Source organism: Micromonospora sp. WMMA1998, assembly GCF_027497375.1.
GTDB lineage: Bacteria > Actinomycetota > Actinomycetes > Mycobacteriales > Micromonosporaceae > Micromonospora > Micromonospora sediminicola.
In genome coordinates this window covers 3320927-3337705 of record NZ_CP114911.1, presented here as the reverse complement: position 1 = coordinate 3337705, position 16779 = coordinate 3320927, and the positions used below count along the sequence as shown (strand labels likewise).

Annotated in this window: 14 protein-coding genes; 9 read left to right on the top strand and 5 right to left on the bottom strand. The window is 73.7% G+C overall.

Annotated features, from left to right (window positions below; all coding sequences use genetic code 11):
• Window positions 1–61 precede the first annotated feature (61 nt).
• Genes O7600_RS14865 through thiC form a run of 3 tightly spaced genes read left to right on the top strand, consistent with a single transcriptional unit; the run spans window position 62 to window position 3206 of the window.
• Window positions 62–811 carry a thiamine phosphate synthase gene (locus O7600_RS14865; RefSeq protein WP_281594167.1) on the top strand — a complete coding sequence of 250 codons (750 nt, stop codon included), beginning with the start codon at window positions 62–64 and terminating at the stop codon, window positions 809–811.
• The gene (thiD, locus tag O7600_RS14860) at window positions 808–1596 is read left to right on the top strand and encodes a bifunctional hydroxymethylpyrimidine kinase/phosphomethylpyrimidine kinase (protein ID WP_281587813.1); all 789 of its coding nucleotides are present in this window, start codon (window positions 808–810) and stop codon (window positions 1594–1596) included. The genes O7600_RS14865 and thiD overlap by 4 nt, the downstream gene beginning before the upstream one ends.
• Before the next feature lie 17 nt (window positions 1597–1613).
• The gene (gene thiC / locus O7600_RS14855) at window positions 1614–3206 is read left to right on the top strand and encodes a phosphomethylpyrimidine synthase ThiC (RefSeq protein ID WP_281587811.1); all 1593 of its coding nucleotides are present in this window, start codon (window positions 1614–1616) and stop codon (window positions 3204–3206) included.
• 39 nt (window positions 3207–3245) lie between these two features.
• Here thiC and O7600_RS14850 read toward each other — a convergent pair whose 3' ends face one another.
• The 4 genes from O7600_RS14850 to O7600_RS14835 all read right to left on the bottom strand — a co-directional run bounded on the left by O7600_RS14850 (window position 3246) and on the right by O7600_RS14835 (window position 8139).
• Window positions 3246–5960, bottom strand: a complete 2715-nt coding sequence (locus O7600_RS14850; RefSeq protein ID WP_281587809.1) for a hypothetical protein — start codon at window positions 5958–5960, stop codon at window positions 3246–3248.
• 75 nt (window positions 5961–6035) lie between these two features.
• Window positions 6036–6344 carry a cupin gene (locus O7600_RS14845; RefSeq protein ID WP_091570158.1) on the bottom strand — a complete coding sequence of 103 codons (309 nt, stop codon included), beginning with the start codon at window positions 6342–6344 and terminating at the stop codon, window positions 6036–6038.
• Window positions 6341–7291, bottom strand: a complete 951-nt coding sequence (locus tag O7600_RS14840; RefSeq protein WP_099163648.1) for an LLM class F420-dependent oxidoreductase — start codon at window positions 7289–7291, stop codon at window positions 6341–6343. Before O7600_RS14840 ends, O7600_RS14845 begins: the two co-directional genes overlap by 4 nt.
• 2 nt (window positions 7292–7293) lie before the next feature.
• Complete coding sequence (locus O7600_RS14835) at window positions 7294–8139, bottom strand: ABC transporter ATP-binding protein (protein ID WP_281587805.1); 846 nt, start codon at window positions 8137–8139, stop codon at window positions 7294–7296.
• A gap of 287 nt (window positions 8140–8426) precedes the next feature.
• Here O7600_RS14835 and O7600_RS14830 point away from each other — a divergent pair, with 287 nt between their 5' ends.
• Window positions 8427–9455, top strand: a complete 1029-nt coding sequence (locus O7600_RS14830; protein ID WP_281587803.1) for an ABC transporter substrate-binding protein — start codon at window positions 8427–8429, stop codon at window positions 9453–9455.
• Between the two features lie 102 nt (window positions 9456–9557).
• Window positions 9558–10400: an ABC transporter permease gene (locus O7600_RS14825; RefSeq protein ID WP_281587801.1), complete on the top strand. Its 843-nt coding sequence runs from the start codon at window positions 9558–9560 to the stop codon at window positions 10398–10400.
• Between the two features lie 239 nt (window positions 10401–10639).
• Here O7600_RS14825 and O7600_RS14820 read toward each other — a convergent pair whose 3' ends face one another.
• Window positions 10640–11821 carry an ABC transporter substrate-binding protein gene (locus tag O7600_RS14820; RefSeq protein WP_281587799.1) on the bottom strand — a complete coding sequence of 394 codons (1182 nt, stop codon included), beginning with the start codon at window positions 11819–11821 and terminating at the stop codon, window positions 10640–10642.
• Between the two features lie 447 nt (window positions 11822–12268).
• On the opposite strand from O7600_RS14820, the gene O7600_RS14815 reads away from it, so the two are divergent.
• The 4 genes from O7600_RS14815 to O7600_RS14800 all read left to right on the top strand — a co-directional run bounded on the left by O7600_RS14815 (window position 12269) and on the right by O7600_RS14800 (window position 16778).
• On the top strand, window positions 12269–15349 hold the full coding sequence (locus O7600_RS14815; protein ID WP_281587797.1) for a nitrate- and nitrite sensing domain-containing protein: 3081 nt from the start codon (window positions 12269–12271) through the stop codon (window positions 15347–15349).
• Window positions 15346–15753 carry a roadblock/LC7 domain-containing protein gene (locus O7600_RS14810; protein WP_013288588.1) on the top strand — a complete coding sequence of 136 codons (408 nt, stop codon included), beginning with the start codon at window positions 15346–15348 and terminating at the stop codon, window positions 15751–15753. Before O7600_RS14815 ends, O7600_RS14810 begins: the two co-directional genes overlap by 4 nt.
• A 64-nt stretch (window positions 15754–15817) precedes the next feature.
• A complete protein-coding gene (locus O7600_RS14805; RefSeq protein ID WP_030501578.1) occupies window positions 15818–16180 on the top strand; it encodes a DUF742 domain-containing protein in 363 nt (120 codons plus the stop codon).
• Window positions 16161–16778 carry an ATP/GTP-binding protein gene (locus O7600_RS14800; protein WP_091570183.1) on the top strand — a complete coding sequence of 206 codons (618 nt, stop codon included), beginning with the start codon at window positions 16161–16163 and terminating at the stop codon, window positions 16776–16778. The genes O7600_RS14805 and O7600_RS14800 overlap by 20 nt, the downstream gene beginning before the upstream one ends.
• Window position 16779: the final 1 nt, after the last annotated feature.

The following is a 16779-nucleotide window of genomic DNA, read 5'->3' as shown; positions in this document are numbered from 1 at the left end:
CGCTTCACGCGTTGCGGATCTTGGTACGGATGCGCCCCCGGAGGGGCGGCCACGTACCAAGATTCAGGGCTGCCCGAGTGGGGTGGTGCTGCTCAGCGATCGGCGGCTGGTGCGCGGGGCGCTTGTCGACGTGGTGGCGGGGGCCGTCGGTGGGGGAGTGCGGTGGGTGGTGCTGCGGGAGAAGGACCTGCCCCGCGCCGAACGCCTCGCGCTCGCCGTCGACCTGCGCGCGATCCTCGCCGAGGCGAACGGCACGCTGATCGTCGCCGGACCGGACCCGCTCGACGGGGACGCCGTGCACCTGCCCGCCGCCGGCCCCTACCCGCCGCCCGCCGTCGGACTGGTCGGCCGCTCCTGCCACGACACCGCCGAGCTGGCCCGGCTCACCACCGAGCACTACGCGACAGTGTCCCCGGTCTACGAGACCAAGACGAAACCCGGCTACGGCCCGGCGTTGCGGGCGGCCGGACTCGCCGCGCTGGTGAAAGCCAGCCCGGTCTCGGTGCTCGCACTGGGCGGCATCGAAACCCCGGGCCAGGTCCGCGCATGCGTCGAGGCAGGCGCACAAGGAGTAGCAGTCCTGGGCGCGATCATGCGCGCCCAGAACCCCACCGAAACCGCCACCACGCTGGGCAGAGCCTTCCAGGAGGCGGCCACCTGCTTGACGCGCACCCACCCCGCGCCATCCGACGAAGGCCCGCACGCGACAGGGCTGCGGCCGACCGTGCCCACGGAGGGATCAAGTCTGACCGCCCGGAGTGGGCACGGTCGGCCGCAGCCCTCAACCGCGACAACCGGAGAACACCAGTGACGCCGAAAACAGTTCTCAGCATCGCCGGCTCCGACTCCGGAGCAGGAGCGGGCATCCAGGCCGACCTGAAGACGTTCGCCGCGCTCGGCGCGTACGGCACGACCGTGCTCACCGCGATCACCGCGCAGAACACCCGGGGCGTCGACGCGGTCCTGGCGCTGCCCCCGCAGACCGTGCGCGACCAGCTGGACAGCGTGCTCGGCGACTTCGACGTCAGGGCGGTGAAGACCGGGATGCTCGGCACCCCGGCCGTCGCCGACGCGGTGGCCGAGGCGGCCCGGGCCGGGCGGCTGCCACACCTGGTCGTCGACCCGGTGCTGGTCGCCACCAGCGGGCACCGGCTCGGCGTGGTGGAGGCGGTCGAGCGGCTGCTCCCGTACGCCGAGGTGGCGACGCCGAACTGCGCGGAGGCCGCGGCCCTCACCGGGGGCCCGGTGGGCACCGTGGAGGAGATGGTCGCCGCGGCCGAGGCGCTGGCCGCGCGCGGACCGGCGTTCGTGGTGGTGACCGGCGGTGACGTGGACGCGGCCGGCGAGTCGGTGGACGTGCTGGCCGGCGGCGGGACGACCCGCCTGCTGCGCGCGCCCCGGGTGGACACCCGGCACAACCACGGCACCGGCTGCTCGTTCGCGGCCGCCGTCGCGGTCCGGTTGGCCGCCGGCGACCCGGTGCCGGTCGCGGTGGCCGCCGCGAAGGAGTACGTCACCCGCGCGCTGACCGGCGCGCGGAGCTGGGAGCTGGGCGCGGGACGCGGCCCGCTGGACCACTTCGGCTGGTCCGCTTGACCGACAGGGAGGCTGTCATGCAGGCACGTAGCAAGGTGTACGTGGAAGGGTCCCGGCCGGACGTCAGGGTGCCGTTCGCCGAGGTGGCGCTGACCGGGGACAACCCGCCGGTCCGGCTCTACGACACCTCCGGTCCCGGCTCCGACCCGGAGGTGGGGCTGCCCGCGCTGCGCGGACCGTGGATCGCCGAGCGCGGCGACGTGGCGCCGTCCCGGGGCGCCGGCACCCCGCTGGCCGGGGTGGACGGGAAGCGGCCGACGCAGCTCGCGTACGCCCGGGCCGGGACCGTCACCCCGGAGATGGAGTTCGTGGCGATCCGGGAGTCGGTGGCGCCGGAGTTCGTCCGGGACGAGATCGCCGCCGGGCGGGCGGTGCTGCCGCTCAACGTCAACCACCCGGAGTGCGAGCCGGCGATCATCGGCAAGGCGTTCCTGGTGAAGGTCAACGCCAACATCGGCACCTCGGCGGTCACCTCGTCGGTGGCCGAGGAGGTGGAGAAGCTCACCTGGGCGACCCGGTGGGGCGCGGACACCGTGATGGACCTGTCCACCGGCAAGCGCATCCACGAGACGCGCGAGGCGATCGTGCGCAACGCCCCGGTGCCGATCGGCACCGTGCCGATCTACCAGGCGCTGGAGAAGGTCGGCGGCGACCCGGTGAAGCTGAGCTGGGAGGTGTTCCGCGAGACGGTGATCGAGCAGGCCGAGCAGGGCGTCGACTACATGACGGTGCACGCCGGGGTGCTGCTGCCGTACGTGCCGCTCGCCGTGGACCGGGTGACCGGCATCGTGTCCCGGGGCGGCTCGATCATGGCCGCCTGGTGCCTGGCGCACCACGAGGAGAACTTCCTCTACACGAACTTTTCCGAGCTGTGCGCGATCCTGGCCCGCTACGACGTGACGTTCTCCCTCGGCGACGGCCTGCGCCCCGGGTCCATCGCGGACGCCAACGACGAGGCGCAGTTCGCCGAGTTGCGCACGCTCGGCGAGCTGACGAAGGTCGCCTGGGAGCACGACGTGCAGGTGATGATCGAGGGCCCCGGGCACGTCCCGATGCACAAGATCAAGGAGAACGTGGACCTCCAGCAGGAGTGGTGCCACGAGGCGCCGTTCTACACGCTCGGCCCGCTGACCACCGACGTCGCGCCCGCGTACGACCACATCACCTCCGCGATCGGCGCGGCGATGATCGGCATGTTCGGCACCGCGATGCTCTGCTACGTCACCCCGAAGGAGCACCTCGGGCTGCCGGACCGGGACGACGTCAAGGCGGGCGTGATCGCCTACAAGATCGCCGCGCACGCGGCCGACCTGGCCAAGGGCCACCCGGGCGCGCAGGCGTGGGACGACGCGCTGTCCAAGGCCCGCTTCGAGTTCCGGTGGGAGGACCAGTTCAACCTGGCGCTCGACCCGGAGACCGCGCGGGCCTACCACGACGCGACGCTGCCGGCGGAGCCGGCGAAGACCGCGCACTTCTGCTCGATGTGCGGGCCGAAGTTCTGCTCCATGAAGATCACCCAGGAGTTGAAGGACTACGCGGCGCGCGGCATGCGCGGCAAGTCCGAGGAGTTCGTCGCTTCCGGTTCCCGGGTCTACCTGCCGCTGGCCTGAGCGTTTCCGGGGCCGGGGCTCTCCCCGGCCCCGGAGGGCTCAGTCGCGGTGGTGCCGGCCGGTCCGCAGCGAGCGGGCGTCGTCGGCGTTGTCGTCCGAGGCGAGACCGGCGACCCAGTCGACGTACTCGTCGTCGGTCGTGGCGTCCGGCTCGACCGTCCGGTCGGCCGGATCGGGCTCGTCCTTGGCCCGGTTGCGCCGGAACAGGCCCCGCCGGGCCCGGGTCTTTCCGCCGACCGCGTCGGCGTCCTCCGGACCGGCGTGCCGCCCCCGCTCCCCGGTCGGGTCCGGCTCGGCGTCGGCCGGACCTTGCCCGGCCTGGGCCGGCACGGTCGTCTCGGCGGCGGTCCGGGGCAGCTCCGGAGCGGTCGGGCCGGCGGGCCGGGCATTGGTGGCCAGCGCGTCCCAGCCGGTGCTCCGGCCCGGCTCGGGCAGTCCCTGGTGCCGGGGGCGGGGGGCCGGCTCGGCGCGGTCGTCGCCGTCCCGGCCGGTGGCCGGCCCGTTCGGCCCGGTCGCGCTGTCCGGACGCGTCGGCCGGCTGGCGATCGGCCAGGCCGGCCGCACCTCGCCCGGTCGTTCGGCGACGTCCTCGAAGATGGGGAACCGGGGCCGGGGCGACGGGGGCGCGGCGGGCGGGCCGGCCGGCTCGGCGTCGTCGAAGAAGAAGCTCCGGGCGCGGGCCAGCTTCGGCTCGACCGGTGACTCGGCGGCCGGCGGGGCGATCGGCATGCCTGCGTCGCCCGGCGTCGCCGCGCCTGCCGGCTTCATCGTGGCGGCCGGCGTTCCCGTGGCGGTCGGTGTCGGGTCGGTCGGTGTCGGGTCGGGCGGCGTCGGGTCGGCGGTGTCGCGCGGGACGGAGGTGGTGGCCGCGGCGATCGGGCCCGCCGGCGGGCCGTCCCCGGCCGGTGGCGTGGTGGCGGACACCGGCGCGGCGTCGCTCCGACTGGTCCGGGAGGCGCGCGTGCGGCGCGACCGGGTGGGCCGGCCGGTGCCCTCGTCACCCGGAACGGCAGCGTCCACCGCCGGTACGGCGTCCACCGCCGGTACGGCGTCCACCGCCGGTACGGCGTCCACCGCCGGTACGGCGTCCACCGCCGGTACGGCGTCCACCGCCGGTACGGCGGCGTCGCGCGTCGGGCTCTGCGTCGCGTCGGGCGTCGCGGCCGGCTCGGGCGTACCGCTCCCGGCGGCGACGGGCGTGTCTCCGGTCGGCGTCCGGTCGTCGGTGGACCGCTCGGCCGCCCGGCCGCGTCGCGCCCGCGCGCCGCGTGCCGGGGCGGAGGGCGTCTCGGCCGGGCGGGGGGCGGACGCCGCCGGGTCGGTCCGCGCCTCGGGTTCCGGCCCGACGGCCCCGGTGGTCGAGGCGGTAGCCCCGCCGGTGGCCGGCGGCGCGTCGGCGGCCGGGCTGCCGCCGGTCGCGGTCTCCGCGACCGCCGGGGCCGGCTCGGTGACCGGGGCCGGTGCGGCGGCGGTCACCGGCGCGGCGGCGGCATCGGTTCGGGGACGCGGTGGGGTGTCGGCCGGGTCCGGCCCGGCCGACGGCTGCGGCCCGGGCCGGCCGGCGGCCAGCACGTCGATGGCCGAGGTCCGCCGGCCCGGGGACAACAGGCCGGACACCGGGCGGGTGCGGGCGTGGTCCTCGTCGTCCGGCTGGCCCGACCCGGTGGGTGGCCCGGGGACGGCCGGCTGCTCCGGGGCGACGTGCCGAGGGCCGGGGGACGCGCCGGCGGAGCCGCCGGTCTCCGGCCAGTCCCAGTGCGCGGGTGCGGGCCCGCCGGGCGCGGCCGGGGACGCCGTCGCGCCGGTGGCCGCGACGGTGGTGCCGGTGGCAGCAGCGGCGCCGGTGGTCGTGGGCGGCAGCGGCGCCAGGATGTCGGTCGGTTCCACGGCGTCGCCGGCCGCGCCGATCGGCCGGGGCAGCACCGTGGTGGCGGTCGAGCCGAGCGCGCCGGCGACGACCGCGATCAGCACACCGTAGTAGGGCGCGAGCTGGTAGCGGTCGGTCGCGGTGCCGGGGCCTGCGGTCAGGTAGGCGAAGGCGACCAGCACCGGGCCGGCCGCCCCGGCCGCGCCGCCGACCAACGGCGGGTGCCCGGCCCGGCGGGCCAGCACGCCGACCGCGCCGCCCGCGAGCAGGGCCAGCACCGGCAGCAGCAGCATGGCCAGCCGCTGCGCCGCGGCCGGGTCCAGCCAGGACGGTTCGAGGACCCCCAGCCGTACGGTGGCCAGCGGGCGGTTGGCGACGATCGTCGGCGCGACGGAGAGCAGGGCGAGCAGCCAGACGATCCCGGCGGTGCCCGCGACGCCCCAGCCGAACGGCGGCTTGAGCAGCACGGCGATGGCCGCCCCCGCGCCCACCACCGCGCCGAGGGCGGCGCAGATGCCGGCGGCCCACACCGGGTCGACCGAGCCACCCAGTTCGGCGGCGCGGGCCGGCTGCATGCAGAGCGGGGCGACCACGATCGCGCCCAGCGCGCTGACACCGGCGACGGAGAGCAGCTCGGTGGTGCCGGCGGGGACCTCGTCCCGGCGGGCGAAGCGCTCGGTGAGGACGGCCCCGGCGACCGTGGCGACCGCGGCGAACCAGCCGACCCAGGCGAGCTGGGCGGGCCACCGGTTGACCGAGGCGTCGACGAACGCGCCGTCGAGACGGACGACGCCGAAGCCGTACGCGATGCCGAGCTGGCCGGCACCGGCCAGCACACTCACCCCGAGCGCCGTGAGCAGCAGCCTGCCCCACGTCCGAAAGGCCATGTCGGGCACGTTACGGCCCGGTGCCGCCGATCGCCACCTTGCCGCCGCGCGGCGCGGCGAACCCCGTCGGCGTGGCTACGTCAACTCGACCAGACGGGCGAGGTAGGTGGTGTCACCGACGTTGGTCAGCATGTGCACCGCGCCCGGGTCGCGGTAGACCACCCCGCCGGTGGGCTCGTCGGCGTCGATCGTGACGCCGTCGATCGTCTGCACCACGTTCTTCGCTCCCTGGACCGCCACCACCAGGTACGGGTGGTCGTGCCGGTGCAGCGGCTGCCGCTCGCCCGGCTCCAGCCGGATGTGCCAGACGCGTACCCGGTCGTTCTCGAAGACGATCTCCTGGCCCACCGGGCCGAGTTCGGGTTCGGCGGAGAGGTCGGTCATCGTGGTCCGTCCAGTTGGGGGAGCACCTCGGCGGCGATCAGCTCCACGTGGTCGAGGTCGTCGAAGTCGATCAGCCGCAGGTGGACCCGGGTGGTCCCGACCGCGGCGAACTCGCCGAGCCGGTCGACGAGCTGGGCCGGGGAGCCGACCACCGGGTCCTCCGGCGGGAGCGCGCTGGTGACGTGCAGCGGCGCGGCCCGGCGCCGTGCCTCGGCGTCGGTGCGTCCGATCGCCACCACGACGCCGGCCGAGAGCGTCAGCGGCGCGCGGCCGGAGGCGTCGCGTCCGGTGCGGTCGCACGCCTCGCGGACCCGCTCGTACGCGGCGGCCGTCTCGGCGACGCTCTTGAACGGCATGTTGAACTCGTCGGCGTACCGGGCGGCCAGCTCGGGGGTGCGCTTCGGGCCGCGGCCGCCCACGATCACCGGCGGGCCGGGCTGCTGCACCGGCTTGGGCAGCGCGGGCGCGTCGGTCAGCCGGTAGTGCTCGCCGGTGAAGCTGTACGTCTCGCCGAGCGGGGTGCGCCACAGCCCGGTGACGATCTCCAACTGCTCGGCCAGGCGGTCGAACCGCTCGTTGACCGGCGGGAACGGGATGCCGTAGGCGGTGTGCTCGCGCTCGAACCAGCCGGCGCCGATGCCCAGCTCGACCCGGCCGCCGCTCATCCGGTCGACCTGGGCGACCATGACGGCCAGCGGCCCGGGCAGGCGGAAGGTCGCCGAGGTGACCAGCGTGCCGAGCCGGATCCGGGAGGTCTCCCGGGCCAGCGCGGCGAGCGTGAGCCAGGCGTCGGTGGGGCCGGGCAACGCCGGCTCGTCTCCCATGGCCCGGTAGTGGTCGGCCCGGAAGAAGCCCTCGAAGCCGGTCTCCTCGACCAGACGGGCGAACCGGAGCTGGTCGTCGTAGTCCGCTCCGCGGTGGGGTTCGGTGAAGACCGAGACCCGCATGGTCACCGTCCTCCCGCCGCCGCGGCCCGCGGCGGCGTCTCGGTCGACGCGGCCGGCGGGTCCGCCGGGCCGGCCGACGCGGGTACGCCCGGGGCGTCCCGCTCCATCAGCAGTTCGTGCAGCTCGGCGCTGATCCGCGCGACGTCGGCCAGGTGCGCGTGCCGGCCCAGGGTGCGGGGCCGGGGCACGGCCACCTCGACCACCTCGCGGATCCGGCCGGGGCGGGGGCTGAGCACGACCACGCGGTCGGCCAGCAGCACCGCCTCGTCGATCGAGTGGGTGACGAAGACGATGGTGGCCTTCGTGTCCATGTGCACCCGCTGCAGCTCCCCGGAGAGCTCCTCCCGGGTCAGCGCGTCGAGCGCGGAGAACGGCTCGTCCATCAGCATCACCCGGGGCGAGCCGATCAGCGACCGGCAGAGCGAGACGCGCTGCTGCATGCCGCCGGAGAGCTCGTGCGGCAGGCGCTTCTCGAAGCCGCCCAGCCCGGCCATCTCCAGCAGCTCGCGGGCCCGGCCGCGGTGCTTGGCCCGGCTCCAGCCGAAGATCTCCACCGGCAGCAGGACGTTGTCGAGCACCGTGCGCCAGGGCAGCAGGGCCGGCCGCTGGAACAGCATGGCCACGTCCCGCCGCGGCTTCGTGATCGGCGTGCCGGCGACGGTGATCTCGCCGGCGGTGACCGGCAGCAGACCGGCGATCATGCGCAGCAGCGTGGACTTGCCGCAGCCGGACCGGCCCAGGACGGCGACGAACTCACCCTCGGCGACGTCGAGGTCGATGCCGCGCAGTGCCTCCACCCGCCCCGAACGGCCGTCGAAGGTGCGGGACACCCCGGACAGTCGGATCATCTCCCGCCGGCTCCCTTCCACCGTCGTCGCGAACGTGAGCCGGGCTAGCGTAGCGGGGTTCGTGCTTATAGCACCGTCCGGGGTGGACGTCAGTCCGCTTTCCGTCACGCAACTTCGTTTCCTTTCCGCAACCCAGACGGTTGCGGCGCGTCATCAGCCTTCTCGTACGCTGTTGCGCGCGAAGAGTCCCCTCACGACGGTCCAGTCGGCTGCCCCTCCTGCCGACCCCGTCGGACCCACGACCCGACCGGCGAAGAAGTCCTGGTCGGAAAGGACATGGTGCACTGATGAGAAGGTTGACCCGTACGGTCGCCGCCGCGGCGCTGGCGACCGCCCTCGCCCTCGTCGGCGGCTGCAGCAGCGACTCGGACAAGTCCGAGGGCGGCGGCGGCAGCGGCGCGGCGCTGGAGAAGGTGACCTACCTCACCTCGTTCGGCAACTTCGGCCGTGACTCCTACGCCTGGGTGGCGAAGGACAAGGGCTTCTTCAAGGAGGCCGGCTTCGACGTCGACATCAAGCCCGGCCAGGGCACCGGTTCCGTCATCCAGACCGTCACCGGCGGCCAGGCCGACTTCGGCCCGATCGACCTGACCGGTGGCATCCTCCAGATGGGCAACGGCCAGGCCAAGGACTTCGTCGCGGTGGCCGCGATCCAGCAGCGCACCATGGCGGCCATCGTCTCGGTCGAGGGCAAGAACATCGCCACCCCGAAGGACCTCGAGGGCAAGAAGCTCGCCGACACCCCGACCTCCGTCGTGCGCAACCTCTTCCCCACGTACGCCCGGCTGGCCGGCATCGACGAGAAGAAGGTGACCTGGGTCAACGGTGAGGCGCAGGGCCTGATCGGCATGCTCGGCTCGGGCTCGGTGGACGGCATCGGCCAGTTCGTCGTCGGCCAGCCCACGGTCGAGGCGGTGGCCAAGAAGAAGCCGGTCGTGCTGCCCTACAGCAACGTGATGCAGGACCTCTACGGCAACGCGCTGATCACCTCCACCAAGATCGCCAAGGAGAAGCCGGAGATGGTCAAGAAGTTCACGGCCGCCCTGCTCAAGGGCCTGGAGTACTCCCTGGAGCACCCGGAGGAGGCGGGCGAGATCCTGAAGAAGAACGTGCCGGCCGCGAACCCGGTCGCGTCCGCCGCGGAGCTGCAGCTGATGGCCGCGTACGTCCGGTCGAGCAACTCCGGCACCGCGATCGGCACGCTGGACAGCGGCCGGGTGGCCAAGAGCATCGCGCTGCTGCAGGGCGCGGGCGCGCTCAAGCAGAACCTCACCCCGGACCAGATCATCGACTTCAACCTCGCGCCGAAGGCCTGACCGGTCGGCTCGGGTCACGGGGGTGCGCCCCGCCGGAACACCCGGTGGGGCGCACCCCCTTCGCGTGCCGGTCGTGCCGACCGGCCGAGAGAGGAGGACACGTTGACGCAGTTGACCGAGGCCCGGCCGGGGGCGCCGGAGGAGCCGGTCCCGACCGCGCGGCCCCACCGCGGCCCGGCGGTACGCCCGGCGGCGCTCGGGTTGCCGGCGCTGGGGCTGGTCATCGCGGTGGCCGCCTGGTGGCTGGTCACCTCGGGGCTGCACCTGGTGCACCCGGTGGCGCTGCCGCCGCCGCAGGACGTGGCCCGCTCGCTGGCCTCCACCACCGACGTGCTGCTGCCGGCGCTGGGCATCACCACCTGGATGACCCTCGCCGGCTTCCTGCTCTCGGCGGCCGTCGGCGTGCTGATCGGGATGGCGCTGGCCGCGTCCCGCCGGGTGGAGCGGATGTTCGCGCCGCTGCTGGTGGCGGTGAACGCGGTCCCGAAGATCGCCTTCGGTCCGCTGCTCGTGGTGGCGGTCGGTTTCGGCCAGAAACCCATCCTGACGATGGTGTTCCTGCTCTGCTTCTTCCCGATCGTGCTCTCCACCGCCACCGGGCTGACCACCACCCCGGCCGACCTGGCGGAGCTGGGCCGGTCGCTCAACGCGTCCTGGTGGCAGTCGTTCCGCAAGGTGCGTTTCCCGGCCGCCCTGCCGCAGATCTTCGTCGGCCTCAAGGTGGCCATGCCGCTGGCCGCGATCGGCGCGGTGATCGGGGAGTTCTACTCGGACCGGCCCGGCCTGGGCTACCAGATCCTGCAGTACAACGGCGTCGGCGACACCGCGACCGCCTGGGCGGCCATCGTGCTGGTGGCGCTGATGAGCATCGTGCTCTACGCGGTGCTGAGCCTGATCGAGCGCCTCGCCCTGCCCTGGGTCCGCGCCACCACCTCCGCCCGCTGACCCACCCGAGGGGAAGGACCCCCTGTCGGCCGGGCCGGCCCGACCAACCCCGTCGACCGGGAACCCGCCCCGCCGACCGAAGACCCGACGTCGACCGGGGACGCCGACAGATCGACCTCAACCCCACGGACGGCGGCCGACCACGACAGGTGTGGCCCCACCGCAACCGGCGTAGGGATCAAGCCTGACCGCCCGGAGCCGGTTGCGGTGGGGCCACACCCCCCAGCGCGACGGGGAACTCAGCCGGCGAGCCGCCACCGACCCCCACGAGCCACCAACGTCGTCAACGCCTGCGGCATCAGCCCGGAGTGGTTGTCCGGGGTCATCCGGATCGGCCCGGAGAGGCCGTCGAGCTGTGCGGTCTCCAGGACGTCGCGCAGCGCGTCCCGGTTCACCTCGCCCGGCTTCCCGCCGGAGCGCTGCTCGGCGTCGGCGATGAGCTGCACCGCGTCCGCGGCGAACGAGGAGAAGCCGTTGTAGCCGCCGAACCGGGCGGTGTAGTCCTGGAACCACTGCCGGCGGGCGGCCTTGGCCGGGGTGGTGGCGATGACGTCGTCGATCACCATCGTCTGGGTGAAGATGAGCGTGGCCTGCTCGGTGGAGCGGGCCGACGGGCCGAGGAACAGGTCACCGGCGGCCGAGGCGTCGAAGAAGAACGAGCCGCCGAACTTGCTCTGCCGGGCGGTGGTGGCGGCCAGCGTCGCCTGCTCCGGTGTGGTCCAGAGGACCAGGGCCTGCGGCTTCTCGGCGAGCAGGTCGCTGATCTGGGTGCTCACCTCGGTGTCGGTGGTGCGCACCGACTCGGCGCCCACGAGCCGCACCGTGGTTTTGTCGAACTCGCGCTTCAGCGCGGTCAGCCCCTCCTGGCCGTAGCCGTCGGCGCTGTGCAGCACCGCGACCTTGCGGATCTGGCGCCGGCTCAGTTCGGTGGTGAGCGCGGCCGCGCTGTCGGCCGCATTCGGCGCGAGCTTGAAGACGTATCGGCGCTGGCCGACCGGCTCGGTGACCGCGCCGGCCGAGGCGAGCGCGATGGTCGGAATGCGCTTGTCGCCGATCGTGCGGGCGGCCCCGACGGCGCATTCGTTGCAACTGCCCATGATGACGGCGCTCACCTGTGCGTCACCGCTGAAATCGTTGATGTTCCGCAGCGACTCGGCCGCGTCGGAGCGGTTGTCCTTCACCCTCAGCTTGATCTGCCGGCCACCCAGCGCGCCCGAGGCGTTCAACTGGTCGACCTTCAGTTCCAGAGCCCTTTGGTAGACCTTGCCGATCGGCGCTGAAGCGCCGGAGAGTTCGAGGTCGGCGGCGATCACGATCGGGCTGGTGTCCTGCGGTTCCCCGCCGATCCCACAGCCGGTGAGCGTGATGGCCAGCACGGCCGATGCGAGCACCGCGATGCGCGCGGAGCGGATGGGGCTCAACTCAGTCCTCCAGGTGCGGCGCGGGTCGACGCCCGATCACCGCCGCTCGTCCGTCCTCAGTGGAGGAACGGGATTGGTGTGCCGTACGGTGTGCGCGAAGCCTGCAAAACCTTGCCAATGCCGAGCCCTGTGGTCAAGCGCGGCCGCCGGAAGCCGTTTCGGGACGCTCATCCCACATGCTGGGGACACGAAACGTTAACCGACAATTACTGCCCAGATGCGCGTGACCACTCTGGAGTGACATCCCCTGTTCAGGGGGTTGGAGAAAAGAAGGTATTAGGTGATCGGATCTCGGGTTGAGTCGACCCCGACCGTTTCCTGCCTCACTGCGGCTTCCCAAACAGGATCTCGTCTGATGAAATCGCGGCCGTGCCGCGCGTGGCGCTGGCCGCTGCACCAGGCACGGGTCAGCGGGTCGCGCGTGGAAGAAACGACGGAGGCGATGTCGTGAGCACCGGACCTACGACCCTGCCCGGGAGCCCCAACGCCGAACAGCGCAACCGGCGACGGCGCCTGCCCAGGCTGCGCGACGCGCGGATCCGCTCCAAGCTCGCCCTCATCCTGGTCGTTCCGGTCGCCGCTGTCATCGCACTGGCAACTATCCGACTCATTTCCGTGGGCCAGGGTGCGTACGAGGCCGACCAGGTCCGCGCGCTCACCGCGGTCTCGGTCGACGTCTCGGCGCTCACCCAGGACCTGCACAAGGAGCGGATGGCGGCGGCGGCCTTCCTGGCCGACCCGGAGCAGAAGCCCGACGACTACAACCTGCGGGTGCGCCGCACGGACGAGCGGATCGCGGCGTACCGCGAGGAGCGCGACAAGCTCGGCGACGTGTCGGCCGCGATCCGGGACCGCCTGAAGGTGATCGACGATCATCTGGCCACGCTCAACGGCACCCGCCAGGAGGTGCTCGACCGCCTGCAGATGCCGGTGGCCGAGGCGAGCCTGCGTTACGGGATCGTCCTCGACGACCTGGTCTCGTACGGCGACGCGCTGGCCCAGCAGCCCGGTGCGGAGAGCCTCGCCGACGCCCGGCGTGCGGTGGCCGCGTTCGCCCACGCCAAGGCCGAGGTGGCGGAGGAGCAGGCGGTCGCGTTCACCGCGCTCGCCGGCGGCGGCCGGATCGACGAGGAGCAGTTCTCCTCCTTCGTCGCCACCCTGACCGGCCAGCAGGAGGCGCTGCTCGCCTTCTCCCGGGCCGCCGCGCCGGAGCAGCGGGGCCTGGTGGACCGCACCGTCTCCGGCGACGCGGTCCAGCTCGCCGACCGGGTCGCCAACGACCTGTCCCGCTCGGTCGGGAGGCCCACGCAGGTCACCCGGGACGAGGCGTCCGCCGCCATCGGCGCGGTCGACGACCTGATGCGGTGGGCGGAGATCCAGCTCCTGGACGAGCTGCTGGCCGACGCCGACGCGGTGCGCGCGGACGTGATCCGGCAGGCCTTCGTGGAGAGCCTGCTCGTGCTGCTCACCCTGGCCGTCGCCGTCACGCTCGCGGTGGTGCTCGCCCGCTCGCTCAACGACTCGCTGCGTCGGCTGCGTGAGGGCGCGCTCTCGGTGGCCAACCACGACCTGCCGGACGCGGTGAGCCGGCTGCAGAACGTCAACGCCATCGGCGACGGCGGCGTGGACGAGATCGTCCAGCAGGTCCGGGACCCGATCAAGCTGTCCAACCGGGACGAGGTCGGCCAGGTGGCGGTGGCCTTCAACGTGGTCCACCGCGAGGCGGTCCGGGTCGCGGCCGAGCAGGCCGCGCTGCGTACCAGCGTCTCGGCGATGTTCCTCAACCTGGCCCGCCGCTCGCAGAGCCTGGTCGACCGGATGATCGGCGAGCTGGACGCGATCGAGCGCGGCGAGGAGGACCCGAAGCGGCTGGCCCAGCTCTTCGAGCTGGACCACCTGGCCACCCGGATGCGCCGCAACGACGAGAACCTGCTGGTCCTGGCCGGCGCCGACTCGGCGGTGCCGCGCCGGGACGACGCGCTCCTGGTCGACGTGCTGCGCGCCGCCCAGTCCGAGGTGGAGCTCTACAACCGGATCGAGTTCGGCACCGTCGACACCGACATCTCGGTCGCCGCGCACGCCGTCAACGACGTGGTCCGCCTGGTGGCCGAGCTGCTTGACAACGCCACCCGGTTCTCGCCGCCGAACACCTCGGTGGTGGCCGACGGTCGCCGGATCCGCGACTACGTGCTGATCCAGATCGAGGACCGGGGTCTCGGCCTCAGCGACGAGCAGCTCGACTCGCTCAACCGACGCCTGGCCGCGCCGCCGACCGTCGACGTGGCCGCGTTCCGGCTGATGGGTCTGGCCGTGGTCAGCCGGCTCGCCTCCCGCTACGGGATCCGGGTCGAGCTGCGCCGCAACGTCGAGGGCGGCACGGTCGCCCAGGTGACGCTGCCGAACTCCACCGTGGTGCTGCCGGTCAACCGGGGTCAGGCCCCGCTGACCCGGCCGCGTCAGCCGCTCGCCGTGGAGCAGTCGCCGCTGAGCCAGGTCGGCGCCGCCGACGCGCTGGCCGGCGCCGGCCGGGGCGCCACCGCGACCCTCGCCGACCAGTGGCGCGGGGCGACCACCCCGCCGCCCGCCCGCTGGCAGGCCCCGGCCGAGGCGCGGGACACCGCCGCGCCGGTCGTGCAGCTCGGCGGGGCGACCGGCGCGATGCCCACCGTCTCCAGCCCGGTCGCCGCCGCGCCGACGACCGCACCGGTGTCCGGCGCCGGCTGGTCGGCGGGTGGGCCGACGGTCGCGTACCCCGCGCTGGACCCGCTGCCGCAGCGGGCGCCGAGCAGCGACACGGCGGTCACCGCGGCGCCGCCGGCCTACCAGCCGCCGGCCGTGCCGCCGCCGGCGGAGCCCACCCCGGCCGCACCGGTGGTGGCCCGGCCGGCCCGGCCGGCCGAGGCGCCGATATTCCGGGAGATGGAGGCGGTCTGGTTCCGCTCGCACGGAGAGGACGAGACCACCATCTTCACCCGGCCCCGGTTCGACGAGCCGCCCGCAGCGACGCAGCCGGCGACGCCGTCACCCGCGCCGGTGCCGCCCGCCGTGCCGGAGCCGGCCGCGTCGATGCAGCCGGCTGCCGCGACGCGGCCGCCGCTGCCCACCCGCACCCCCGGCGCCCAGGCGTCCGGGATCACCACGCCGCCGCCGTACAGCCCGCCGGCGGTGCCGCCCACCCGGCCCGCCGCGGCGGCCCCGCCGCCGGCGAACCCGGTGTCGCCGGCCCCCGCGCCCGCCTCGCCCGTCGACCCGGAGGCCTGGCGGACGGCGGCCGACGAGGGGTGGACCCGGGCCAGCCGGGCCGCCGAGCCCACCACCGGCGGCACCACCCGCTCCGGCCTGCCCAAGCGCGTGCCGCAGGCCCAGCTCGTGCCCGGTGGGATCGAACCGAAGAGCGGGCGGGACCGCAGCCGACGTACCCCGGACGAAGTGCGGGGGCTGCTCTCCGCATACCACCGCGGCGTCCAGCGGGGCCGTACGGCCGGCGCCGACCCGAACAGCACCTCGACCAAGGAGACGAACCGATGAACAGGCCGGCTGCCATGCAGGACATGGGTTGGCTGCTCACCAACTTCGCCGACAGCGTGGCCGGCATCGCCCACGTGGTGGCGGTGTCCGCGGACGGGTTGCTGCTCGCCTCCTCCCGGGACCTCCCCGGGGACCGGGCCGACCAGCTGGCCGCGATCACCTCCGGCGTGGTGAGCCTCACCGAGGGCGCGGCGCGGATGTTCAGCGCCGGCGGGGTGTTGCAGACCGTGATCGAGATGGACAGCGGATACCTGTTCCTGATGTCCATCAGCGACGGCTCGTCGATGGCCGTGCTCGCGGCGCGCAGCTGCGACGTCGGCCAGGTGGGCTACGAGATGGCACTGCTGGTGGAGCGGGTCGGCCAGGCGTTGGTCCCGTTGCCGAGGGACGCCGTCCGGTCCTGACCGGGCCGGTCGACCTGGTGATCCGGAGCCGCTTCGGCTCCGTACGAGGGGAGGTGATCGCGAGATGGAACCGCGACGTGATCCGCGTGGCGCGCTGGTGCGACCGTACGCGGTCACCCGGGGCCGCACCGAGCCGTTGCAGAACATCGCACTCGAGGCGGTGCTGTCCAGCACGCCCACGCAGTCGGCCGAGGCGCGCTTCGCCGGGCACGACAAGTACCGCATCTCCTCGGTCTGTGAGGGCCGGGCACAGTCGCTGGCGGAAATCGCCGCTTACACCCGGATGCCGCTGGGCGTCACCCGGGTGCTGGTCGCCGACATGGTGGCCGAGGGCCTGCTGACGCTACACACTGCCGCTCCCGCGACGGGCTTCGCGGCGCGCATGAACCTGCTTGGAAGGGTGCTAAGTGGACTTCGCGAACTATGACCCCGACGGGGCGAACCGCGGCCGGGAGATCATCTCCGCGAAGATCGTGATCGCGGGCGGCTTCGGGGTGGGCAAGACCACCCTGGTCGGGGCGATCTCCGAGATCCAGCCGCTGACCACCGAGGCCCTGATGACCGCGGCCGGGGTGGGCATCGACGATCCGTCGAAGGTGCCGGGCAAGGAGACCACCACGGTCGCCATGGACTTCGGGCGTATCACCATGGCCGAGGACCTGATCCTCTACCTCTTCGGCACCCCCGGCCAGACCCGGTTCTGGTTCATGTGGGACGAGATCATCCGGGGCGCGGTGGGCGCGGCGGTGCTGGTGGACACCCGCCGGATCACCGACGCCTTCGCGCCGCTGGACTACTTCGAGAACCGCAAGCTGCCGTACGTGGTGGCGCTCAACCGGTTCGACGACGCGCCACACTACGAGCTGGAGGAGATCCGGGAGGCGCTGGCCATCTCGCCGGACGTGCCGCTGGTGATGTGCGACGCCCGTCGGCGGGAGTCGGTCAAGCAGGTGCTGGTCACGGTGGTGGAGCACGCCATGCTCCGGCTCCAGGCCGAGCACGGCTTCCCGGCCTCGGTCGGCTGAG

What these genes read in the sequence shown, in the direction of transcription:
- O7600_RS14805 (WP_030501578.1), top strand. Translation starts at nt 15,818, where the DNA reads ATGGAACCGCGACGTGATCCGCGTGGCGCGCTGGTGCGACCGTACGCG.
- O7600_RS14810 (WP_013288588.1), top strand. Translation starts at nt 15,346, where the DNA reads ATGAACAGGCCGGCTGCCATGCAGGACATGGGTTGGCTGCTCACCAAC.
- O7600_RS14840 (WP_099163648.1), bottom strand. Translation starts at nt 7,291, where the DNA reads ATGCGGGTCTCGGTCTTCACCGAACCCCACCGCGGAGCGGACTACGAC.
- O7600_RS14830 (WP_281587803.1), top strand. Translation starts at nt 8,427, where the DNA reads ATGAGAAGGTTGACCCGTACGGTCGCCGCCGCGGCGCTGGCGACCGCC.
- O7600_RS14835 (WP_281587805.1), bottom strand. Translation starts at nt 8,139, where the DNA reads ATGATCCGACTGTCCGGGGTGTCCCGCACCTTCGACGGCCGTTCGGGG.
- thiC (WP_281587811.1), top strand. Translation starts at nt 1,614, where the DNA reads ATGCAGGCACGTAGCAAGGTGTACGTGGAAGGGTCCCGGCCGGACGTC.
- O7600_RS14850 (WP_281587809.1), bottom strand. Translation starts at nt 5,960, where the DNA reads ATGGCCTTTCGGACGTGGGGCAGGCTGCTGCTCACGGCGCTCGGGGTG.
- O7600_RS14845 (WP_091570158.1), bottom strand. Translation starts at nt 6,344, where the DNA reads ATGACCGACCTCTCCGCCGAACCCGAACTCGGCCCGGTGGGCCAGGAG.